Source organism: Thauera sp. (assembly GCF_034003485.1).
In the GTDB taxonomy this organism is placed as follows: Bacteria; Pseudomonadota; Gammaproteobacteria; order Burkholderiales; family Rhodocyclaceae; genus Thauera.
Genome location: NZ_JAVEYL010000016.1, coordinates 88,872 through 98,253 on the forward strand (window position 1 = coordinate 88,872; position 9,382 = coordinate 98,253).

The following is a 9,382-nucleotide window of genomic DNA, read 5'->3' on the forward strand; positions in this document are numbered from 1 at the left end:
ACGGGCACACGCAAACGATGGACGGCCACGCTCCCCAGTTCGACGTCGAGGATTTCGCCGATCCGGCGGCGGCATTGACCCGCGTGCGCGAGATCTACGAGCGCGCGGTCGACCACCTGCGCCGCGGGCTGCAGCACTACGTCGATGGCGCCGACATCGGCCGTCACGTGCGGGCCTGCTACCCGCTGCTGCGCGTGCGCACCGACACCGTGGCGCGCGCGGACTCGCGCCTGTCCTACGGCTTCGTCGCCGGGCCCGGCGTGTTCGAGACCACGCTGACCCGGCCCGACCTGTTCGCCGACTACTACCTCGAGCAGTTCCGCCTGCTGGTGGAGAACCATGGCGTGGCGCTGGAGGTGGGCAGCAGCACGCAGCCGATCCCGGTGCATTTCGCCCTGCCCGAGCACGACTACCTCGAGGGCCACCTCGCCCCCGAGCGCCGCCACCTGCTGCGCGATCACTTCGACCTGCCCGACCTCGGCGCCATGGATGACGGCATCGCCAACGGCACCTTCGAGCCGGGCCCGGGCGAGCCGCATCCGCTGTCGCTGTTCACCGCGCCGCGGGTGGACTACTCGCTGCACCGCCTGCGCCACTACACCGGCACGCGGCCGGCCTTCTTCCAGAACTTCGTGTTGTTCACCAACTACCAGTTCTATATCGACGAGTTCATCCGCCTCGGCCACGCCCTGATGGCCGACACCACCTCCGGCCACGGCTACGAGGCCTTCGTCGAGCCGGGCAACGTCCTCACCCGCCGCAGCGCTCTCGCGCCGCAGGCCGAGGACGCCGACGGCACCCCGCCGCCGCGCCTGCCGCAGATGCCGGCCTACCACCTGGTGCGCGGCGACCGTGCGGGCATCACGATGGTCAATATCGGTGTCGGCCCGGCCAACGCCAAGACCATCACCGACCACATCGCGGTGCTGCGCCCCCATGCCTGGATCATGCTCGGCCACTGCGCCGGCCTGCGCAACAGCCAGCACCTGGGCGACTACGTACTCGCCCACGGTTATGTGCGCGAGGACCATGTGCTCGACGAGGAGCTGCCGCCCTGGGTGCCGATTCCGCCGCTGGCCGAGGTGCAGGTCGCGCTCGAGGCCGCGGTGGCCGAGGTCACGCAACTGTCGGGCTACGAACTCAAGCGCCTGATGCGCACCGGCACCGTCGCCAGCACCGACAACCGCAACTGGGAACTGCTGCCCTCGCACGGCATGTCGACCAGCCCCGAGCGCCGCTTCAGCCAGAGCCGCGCGGTGGCGCTCGACATGGAATCGGCCACCATCGCCGCCAACGGCTTCCGCTTCCGCGTGCCCTACGGCACCCTGCTGTGCGTCAGCGACAAGCCGCTGCACGGCGAGATCAAGCTGCCCGGCATGGCCGACAAGTTCTATCGCGAACGCGTGGACCAGCACCTGCGCATCGGCATCCGCGCGCTCGAGCAGTTGCGCGCGCAGGGCGTCGATCGCCTGCACAGCCGCAAGCTGCGCAGCTTTGCCGAAGTGGCGTTCCAGTAGCGCCTGCGGCATCCTCGCGCCCTTCGCCCAAGCCGATCCACCATGTCCGCCACCGCGCCGCCCACCCCGTCAGAAACCACCGCGCCGCCCGCAGCCACCGGGCAGGCCGCCGGCGCGCTGCGCGTGCTCTCCGTCATCCCGCCGATGACGCAGCTCAACACGCCTTATCCTTCGACCGCCTACCTCACCGGCTTCCTGCGCTCGCGCGGCGTGGATGCGGTGCAGGAAGACCTCGCACTCAAGCTGGTGCTGCGCCTGCTCTCGCCCGCCGGCCTGGACGACATCCGCGCCTGCGCCGAGGCCCTGCCGAAAAAGCAGCGCACGCCGCTGGTGCAGGGCTTCATCGAGCACTTCACACGCTACCGCTACACCGTCGGGCCCACGATCGCCTTCCTGCAGGGGCGCGATCCGACCATCGCGCATCGCATCGCCAGCCGAACCTTCCTGCCCGAGGGCCCACGTTTCGATGCCGTGGATGCCTACGTCGACCCCGACGACCCCGACGGCGGCGACCCGCTCGCCTGGGCCTTCGGCGCACTCGGCCTCGCCGACCGCGCGCGTCATCTGGCAACGCTGTACCTCAACGAGCTCGCCGACATCCTGCGCGACGCCGTCGACACGCGCTTCGAGTTCGTGCGCTACGCCGAGTCGCTGTCGATGAGCCAGCCCACCTTCGAGCCGCTCGCCGCGGCGCTCGAGGCCAGGCCGACGCTGGTCGACGAGTATCTGAAAGACCTGGCCCTCGAGGCCATCTCCCGCCACCAGCCGCAACTGGTGCTCGTGTCCACGCCCTTCCCCGGCTCGGTCTACGGCGCCTTTCGCATCGCGCAGGCGATCAAGGCCGCGCACCCGCAGATCGTCACCGTGCTCGGCGGCGGCTTCGTCAATACCGAGCTGCGCGAGCTTTCCGAGCCGCGCGTGTTCGATCATTTCGACTACGTCACCCTCGACGACGGCGAGCGCCCACTGCTGGCGCTGCTCGAACATCTGCACGGCAGGCGCGGCAAGTCGCGCCTGGTGCGCACCTTCGTGCGCGACGCCGACACCAACGCGGTGCGCTACATCAACCTCGCCGAGCCCGACGTGCCCTTCGCCGAGATCGGCACCCCGACCTGGGACGGCCTGCCGCTCGACGGTTACCTGTCGGTGCTCGACATGCTCAACCCGATGCACCGGCTGTGGTCGGACGGGCGCTGGAACAAGCTCACCGTGGCCCACGGCTGCTACTGGAAGAAGTGCACCTTCTGCGACGTCAGCCTGGACTACATCGGCCGCTACGACGGCGCCGCCGCCAGCCTGCTGGTGGACCGCATCGAGGCGATCATCGCCGAGACCGGGCAGACCGGCTTTCACTTCGTCGACGAGGCCGCGCCGCCCAAGGCGCTGCGCGCGCTCGCCGAGGAGCTGCTGCGGCGCGGGGTGGCGATCTCGTGGTGGGGCAACATCCGCTTCGAGAAGTCCTTTACGCCCGAGCTGTGCCAGTTGCTCGCCGACAGTGGCTGCATCGCGGTCTCCGGCGGGCTGGAGGTGGCCTCCGACCGCCTGCTCAAGCTGATGAAGAAGGGCGTGTCGGTGGAGCAGGTGGCGCGCGTCACCCACGCCTTCACCGAAGCCGGGGTGCTGGTGCACGCCTACCTGATGTACGGCTTCCCGACCCAGACGGTGCACGACACCGTCGACGCGCTCGAATACGTGCGCCAGCTCTTCGAAGCCGGCTGCATCCAGTCCGGCTTCTTCCACCGCTTCGCGTGCACCGTGCATTCGCCGGTGGGGATGAACCCCGAGGACTTCGGCGTCAGCCTGCTGCCGCTGCCCGAGATCAGCTTCGCCAAGAACGACGTCGGCTTCATCGACCCCACCGGGGTGGACCACGATCGCCTGGGCAAAGCGCTCAACAAGGCGCTATACAACTATATGCACGGCATCGGCCTGGACAGCGACGTGCGCGCCTGGTTCGAGGACAAGGTGCCGCGCCCGCGCGTGGCGAAGCACTTCATCGTGCGCGCGCTCGGACAATGAACGCCGGTCAGTGACGTTCCGCACGCTGACCGGCAGGCGGCCGCGATTAGAATCGAGCGACGTTCACCTTCCGAATATGCCATTGCGATGAAAGCATGGAAAACGACCTGCCCGCCGGACCGGACCTGAGGCTGCTCTTCGACGAGGCCAGCCGGACACTGAGCGCGAGCCTCGCGCCCGACCCACGGTTTCCGCGCATCGATGCGCTGTGGCTGCGAAGCCGCCTCGCTGCCGCCCACCATGCCGATCTGCAGATCCGCCCCGAGCCGATCAAGCAACTGATCGCGCGCTACAACGCGGGCGAAGCCGTGCCGCCGATCGAGATCGCGCACTGCGTGGATGCAAGCTTGCAGATCATGGTTTCGCTCGACGGACTGAGTGCCCGCCTCACCCTCATCCCGCCCAAGGGCGGCAAGCCTGCAACCAAGGTCGACGTGCTCACGCAGATCCAGGCCAAGGGCATCGTCGAGGGGGTGCTGGTCGACGAGATCAATCGCGCAATCGCCGAGGGCAAGGCGGACGACCTCGTCATCGCCCGCGGCCGCGAGCCTCTACCGGGCGAGGATGGCAAGCTCGAGAGCCTGTTACCGGAGACACGCGAGCGTGTGCCCAGCGTCAATGCCAGCGGCCGCACCGACTACCGCGACCTGGGCGAGGTGCAGATCGTGCGCGCGGGCGATGCGCTGATGCGCCGCCATCCACCCACCCGCGGTACCGAGGGCCTGAGCGTGCTCGGCCGCCCTCTCCCGGCCAAGGCCGGCCGCGACGCACGATTCGCGGCCGGCCTGCGCGGGGTGGCGCCGTCGGTCGACGATCCCGACCTGCTGGTGGCGGCAACCGATGGCCAGCCAGTGCAAGTCAAGGGCGGGGTAATCGTCGAACCCGTATACACCGTCGATACCGTCAACCTCGCGACCGGCAACATCAACTTTGACGGCACGGTGCGCGTGCGCAACGACGTCCAGGCCGGCATGTCGATCCGTGCCACCGGTGACATCGAGGTCGGCGGCACGGTCGAACCCGCCACCCTCGAAGCTGACGGCAACATCGTCGTGAAGGGCGGCGTCCTGGGTGGGCTCGGCGGCAAGACCGCCGGCAAGGACATGAGCGCCCATGCCATCCGCTGCGGCGGCAGCTTCTCTGCCGGCTACGCCCAGCAGGCGCGCATCAGCGCCGGCGACTCGATCTTCATCGACGACCTGGCGATGCAGTGCCAGCTCGACGCCGCCAACCACATCCGCATCGGCAACCTGCGCCGCGGGCACATCATCGGCGGGCTGACACGCGCCTGCCTGTCGATTCACGCCCGTGTGATCGGCGCGCCTAACCGCGTCCGCACCGAAATCGAGGTCGGCAACGACCCTGCCCTGGCACAAGCAGCGCAGGAAAAGGCCGCCGAGCGCGATGGCAAGGAGAACAAGCTGCTCGAGATCGGCAAGTTGCTGACCGTGGCCGACCGTAATCCCGGCAAGGTGTCGCCCGAGATCATCGCGCGTGCCGAGGAGTCGGCATCCGCCCTTTCAGGCGAAATCGAGAGCCTGCGCAGCGAAGAGGAAGACCTGCGCCACCGCCTGATGCTCACCCAGCAGGCGCGGGTCAATGCCGAATCTGCCATCCACGAGGGCGTCTCGGTCAGCATGGGCGACAAGACCCTGCGTATCCCGCACGAGCGCGGAGCATCTACCATCCGCCTGGCCGAGCAAGGTCTGGGCTTGTTCGCGCTCGAGGACGACAGTCATCTCACTGCGCCGCAACGTCCCGGGCCCGAGGCCGCGAAGCGGCGCTGAGCCGTCGGGCCTGAAGCGTACTCGCAAGAACGGGCCCACTCGGGGCCCGCTCGCTTTCGGCGCTAACCGGCTTACTTCAGCGCAGCCAGCGCGGCCGCGTAGTCCGGCTCTTCCTTGATCTCGGGCACAAGCTGCGAGTAGACGACCTTGTCATTGGCGTCGACCACCACCACCGCACGCGCGGTCACGCCGGCGAGCGGGCCGGAGGTGATCGCGACGCCGTAGGCTTCGCCGAACTGCGGGTTGCGGAAGGTCGACAGCGTCTTCACGTTCTGCAGGCTTTCAGCCTCGCAGAAGCGCTTGGCGGCGAAGGGCAGGTCGGCGGACACGACCAGCACGACGGTGTCGGCGAGCTTGCCGGCTTCCTCGTTGAACTTGCGCGTCGAGGTGGCGCACACCGGCGTGTCCAGGCTGGGGACGATGTTCAGCACCTTGCGCTTGCCGGCGAAGGCGTCGAGGCCGACGTCGGCCAGGTCGGCACCGGTCAGCTTGAAAGCGGGTGCGACATCGCCGGCCTGGGGGAAACGGCCCGCCACGTCGATCGGGTTGCCGCCGAGGGTGACTTTGCTCATGTGTCTGCTCCTGTGGGTAAGGGTTCTGCCGGCTTGTCTGATCGGCGCCGGCTGGTCCGCCCATTAGCCTACACCAAGCGGGTGCAGGTTGCCGCCAGCGCCAGGCCGATCGTGCTGGTTGCTGGCGCAGGTGCGACCCGGCGGGCTCAGCGTCCGACGCGCGACAGCTTGAGCCGGCGCGAGCCGCGGTCGATCAGCACGGTCAACAGTACGATCATCACCAGGTAGGTACCGGCGCGCTCGAAGCGGAACCACTCGAAGTTGAAACTGAACTGGAAGCCCAGCCCGCCGACGCCGATCAGGCCCAGCACCACCGCGGCGCGCACGTTGCTCTCGAACTGGAAGAAGCTGTAGGTCATCCAGTCGCGCCACACCAGCGGCACTGCCACCACACCGTAGGTCGCTGCCCGCGAGGCGCCGCAGGTGGGCTCGAAACGGCGCAGCGGCAGGTTATCCACCGCCTCACCGAACACCCGGGTGAGCACGCCCAGCGTATGCAGCGCGATCGCCAGCGTGCCCGCCACCAGCCCCGGGCCGAAGAAGGCGATGCACAGGAAGGCCCACATCACCTCGGGCACACCACGCGCGACGACCGCCGTCGCGCGTGCTGCGACGAGCTGCAGCATCCGTAGCGCACGCTGCCCGGGCGCCGGCGTCTCGCCGCTGAAGCGTGCGGCATGGCGCTGGAAGCTCGCCGAATGCGGGTAGGTGAGCAGGATCGCCGCCCCCACGCCGAGCACGGTACCGACCACCGCGATCGCAAGCGGTATCGCGGTCGACTCGACCACCCGCCATACGAACCACTTCTGCAGTTCCTGCTGCCAGGCCAGCCACGCTGCAGGACGCCAGAAGTCGAGCGGGCCATGGGTGGCGAACAGCTCGACCGCCTTCCCCTCGCTGGCGCGCGCCGCGGCCTTGGCGGGATCGCCCCGGCCGATCGCGGCCAGATCGAGCTCGGGCTGCAGCAGGCGCTCGAAGAAGCGCAGCTTGCTCCAGGCCTCGCCACTGAGCAGTTCCGCGGCCGGCGCAAGATGGTTGCGCGCCAAGCCGTCGTCGCCAGCGCGATTGCCCCAGCCCATGAACCATAGCGACCAGACGAGCACCAGCGCGACCAGGCCGGCGGCAAACCAGGGGCTGAGCGGCGGCCCGGCGCCAGGCGACGCCACCCCCGCGCCCAGGAGCGTGTCCTGGCGCAAGGCAGCCACAGGCGTCGGCGCTCCCTCCCCAGCCGCATCGACGCTGCTCACCACCGCACACGAGGCGCTGCCGCTGCGCGACGCGTCGCCGCGCAGCTGGCGACGGATGGTGTTGCTCACGAGGTCGGCCGCCAGCGTCAGCAGCAGCGTGAACAGAATCAGGGTACCGACCTTGTCCCAGGCGCCGAAGCGCACCTGATACCAGATCTCCGAGCCCAGCCCGCCGCCGCCCACCGCCCCGATCACCGCAGCGTTGCGGATCGCGCACTCGGCACGCATCAGGGTGAAGGACAGCACGTTGCGCGAGGCCAGGGGACGGATGCCGTACAGGAAGGTCGCGAGCCGCCCCCCGCCGAGGCTACGAACCTGGGCATAGCGCGATTCGTCCACGCTGTCCCACAGCTCGCTATAGACCTTGGCCAGGATGCCGGTAATGTTGAGCGCCAGCGCCAGCGCGCCGGTCAGCGGCCCGAGGCCGATCAGCGCCACCAGGATGATCGCCCACACGAAATCCGGCACCGCGCGCAGGATGTCCTGAACCAGCCGGCAAGCGGCGCACAGCAGCGCGGACGGCGAACGCAGCGGCAGGCTTCGCCACAGGCGTGCGAACACGCTGCCACCCGCTGCACCGCGCGCCTCCCCGACGCAGACGGCACGGCTCGCCCCCATCGCCAGCGGCCAGGCCAGCAGCACTGCCAGCGCGGTACCGAGGATGGCGGCCGAGAGCGTCTGCAGGGTCAGCTCCCAGGCATGGTGCACGAAGTCCGGCGACAGATCGGGGCGCGCGAAGGCGGCCAGCCAGGCGCCGATGCGCGTCGCTGCCTCGCCACGGCGCGCGGCGTCGGTGAGCGCGCCCCAGTCCCAGTCGGTGGCGGCAAAGGCTGCCAGCAGCGCGAGCAGCACACCAAGCAGGGCGACGAAATGGCCGAGCGGGCGGCGCTCGTAGCGGGCGTGCTCGCAATCGGGACCGGCTTGCCCGCGCAAGCAGGATTCGCTAGCGCTCGCCATTCAGCCGCCCCCCTGTGGAAGCGAGCTTGCCCGTGAAAAGACCACACGGGCGTGCGATGTTCGCGGGCAAGCCCGCTCCCACGGCGCCCGCTCCCAGGTGCGGCTGGCCGAGGCCAGCCGTTGCCGCAACGAAGTCGGCCGGCGGGCGGCGCAGGCGCGTGCACTCCGCCTCACGCCGGCACCTCGATCTCGTCCAGGTGCAGCGAACGGTACTCGGCCCCATACAGCTCACGCAGCAGGTGCTGGGTGAGCTGTGCCGGTTCGCCCTGCCAGAACAGGCGCCCGCCGCGCAGCGCGATGACGCGGTCGAAATGGCCTTGCAGCAGGTCCAGGGTGTGCAGGTTCACCACCAGCGTCGCGCCGTCGCGCTGCGCCAGCCCGCACAGCAGGCCGATGATCTCGCGCCCGAGGCGCAGGTCGAGCGCACTCACCGGCTCGTCCGCCAGCACCAGCTTCGGCTGCTGCACGATCAGGCGGGCGACGGCGACACGCTGCTGCTGGCCGCCGGAGAGCTCATCGGGCAGCGCCCACAGCTTGTCGGCAAGCTCGACGCGTTCCAGCGCCGCGCGTGCGCGCTCGATCTGCTGCGGCCACAGCAGCGACAGCAGCGCGCGCGCCAGCGACCAATGGCCGAGACGGCCCATCAGCACGTTGTGCACCACGCGCAGCTGCGGGATCAGGTTGTCCTGCTGGTGCAGGAAGCCGAGCTCGCGGCGCAGCCGCGCCAACCGCTTCCCGCGCAGGCGACGGGTGTCCTCGCCCAGGGTCAGTGCGCTCCCGGCCGCCGGCTTCACCAGCCCGGCGACAAGGCGGAACAGCGTGGTCTTGCCGGCGCCCGAGGGGCCGATGACGGCCACACGCTCGCCCGCCGCAATATCCAGGCTGATGTCCTCGAGCACGCGCTGGCCGCCATAGGCGACTGCGGCGGTCTCGAGACGGATGGGGGGCACGGGCGCAGCCCGTGCATCGGAGTGCTCGATATTCATGATGATCAAGGGAAGGGGAATGACGGCCTCCTGGCGACGCAAGCCCGCCCTCGCCGCACGGCAGCACCACGCAAGCGTTGGAGCGTCTTACCCGTAGGCGCGGGCTTGCCCGCGAAAGCAGCTGTCGAAGCGTCGCCATGCGCGGGCAAGCCCGCTCCCACAGAAACCGTTCGAACGCCCCTCAACCACCAATATCGATGCCCGACGCGAGCAGGTCGACGTAGCCCTGCCACTCGCCGATGGCGGCGTCGATGAATTTTCCGGCTTTCAGGTACTTGAGCACCTGGGCGCCTTCCG

6 protein-coding genes are annotated in these 9,382 nt (G+C 69.4%); 3 read left to right on the forward strand and 3 right to left on the reverse strand.

Features of this window, described 5'->3' with window-relative positions:
* Positions 1-17 precede the first annotated feature (17 nt).
* The 3 genes from RBT54_RS11015 to RBT54_RS11025 all read left to right on the forward strand — a co-directional run bounded on the left by RBT54_RS11015 (position 18) and on the right by RBT54_RS11025 (position 5,323).
* On the forward strand, positions 18-1,517 hold the full coding sequence (locus RBT54_RS11015) for an AMP nucleosidase (RefSeq protein ID WP_320367095.1): 1,500 nt from the start codon (positions 18-20) through the stop codon (positions 1,515-1,517).
* Positions 1,518-1,661: 144 nt separating this feature from the next.
* The gene (locus RBT54_RS11020; RefSeq protein ID WP_320367108.1) at positions 1,662-3,536 is read left to right on the forward strand and encodes a B12-binding domain-containing radical SAM protein; all 1,875 of its coding nucleotides are present in this window, start codon (positions 1,662-1,664) and stop codon (positions 3,534-3,536) included.
* 95 nt (positions 3,537-3,631) lie between these two features.
* Positions 3,632-5,323 (forward strand): FapA family protein, encoded by a 1,692-nt coding sequence (locus RBT54_RS11025; protein WP_320367096.1) that lies wholly within the window; start codon positions 3,632-3,634, stop codon positions 5,321-5,323.
* 71 nt (positions 5,324-5,394) lie between these two features.
* Here the strand turns inward: RBT54_RS11025 and tpx are convergent, their stop codons facing one another.
* From tpx to RBT54_RS11040, 3 genes are all read right to left on the reverse strand, one after another.
* Positions 5,395-5,895, reverse strand: a complete 501-nt coding sequence (tpx, locus tag RBT54_RS11030) for a thiol peroxidase (protein ID WP_320367097.1) — start codon at positions 5,893-5,895, stop codon at positions 5,395-5,397.
* 146 nt (positions 5,896-6,041) lie between these two features.
* Positions 6,042-8,099: a PhnE/PtxC family ABC transporter permease gene (locus RBT54_RS11035; protein ID WP_320367098.1), complete on the reverse strand. Its 2,058-nt coding sequence runs from the start codon at positions 8,097-8,099 to the stop codon at positions 6,042-6,044.
* A 170-nt stretch (positions 8,100-8,269) separates the two neighbouring features.
* A complete protein-coding gene (locus RBT54_RS11040; protein ID WP_320367099.1) occupies positions 8,270-9,049 on the reverse strand; it encodes a phosphonate ABC transporter ATP-binding protein in 780 nt (259 codons plus the stop codon).
* Between the last annotated feature and the right edge of the window lie 333 nt (positions 9,050-9,382).

Coding starts and splice junctions, on each gene's coding strand:
- RBT54_RS11035 (WP_320367098.1), bottom strand. CDS start 8,099: ATGGCGAGCGCTAGCGAATCCTGCTTGCGCGGGCAAGCCGGTCCCGAT.
- RBT54_RS11020 (WP_320367108.1), top strand. CDS start 1,662: ATGACGCAGCTCAACACGCCTTATCCTTCGACCGCCTACCTCACCGGC.
- RBT54_RS11025 (WP_320367096.1), top strand. CDS start 3,632: ATGGAAAACGACCTGCCCGCCGGACCGGACCTGAGGCTGCTCTTCGAC.
- RBT54_RS11015 (WP_320367095.1), top strand. CDS start 18: ATGGACGGCCACGCTCCCCAGTTCGACGTCGAGGATTTCGCCGATCCG.
- tpx (WP_320367097.1), bottom strand. CDS start 5,895: ATGAGCAAAGTCACCCTCGGCGGCAACCCGATCGACGTGGCGGGCCGT.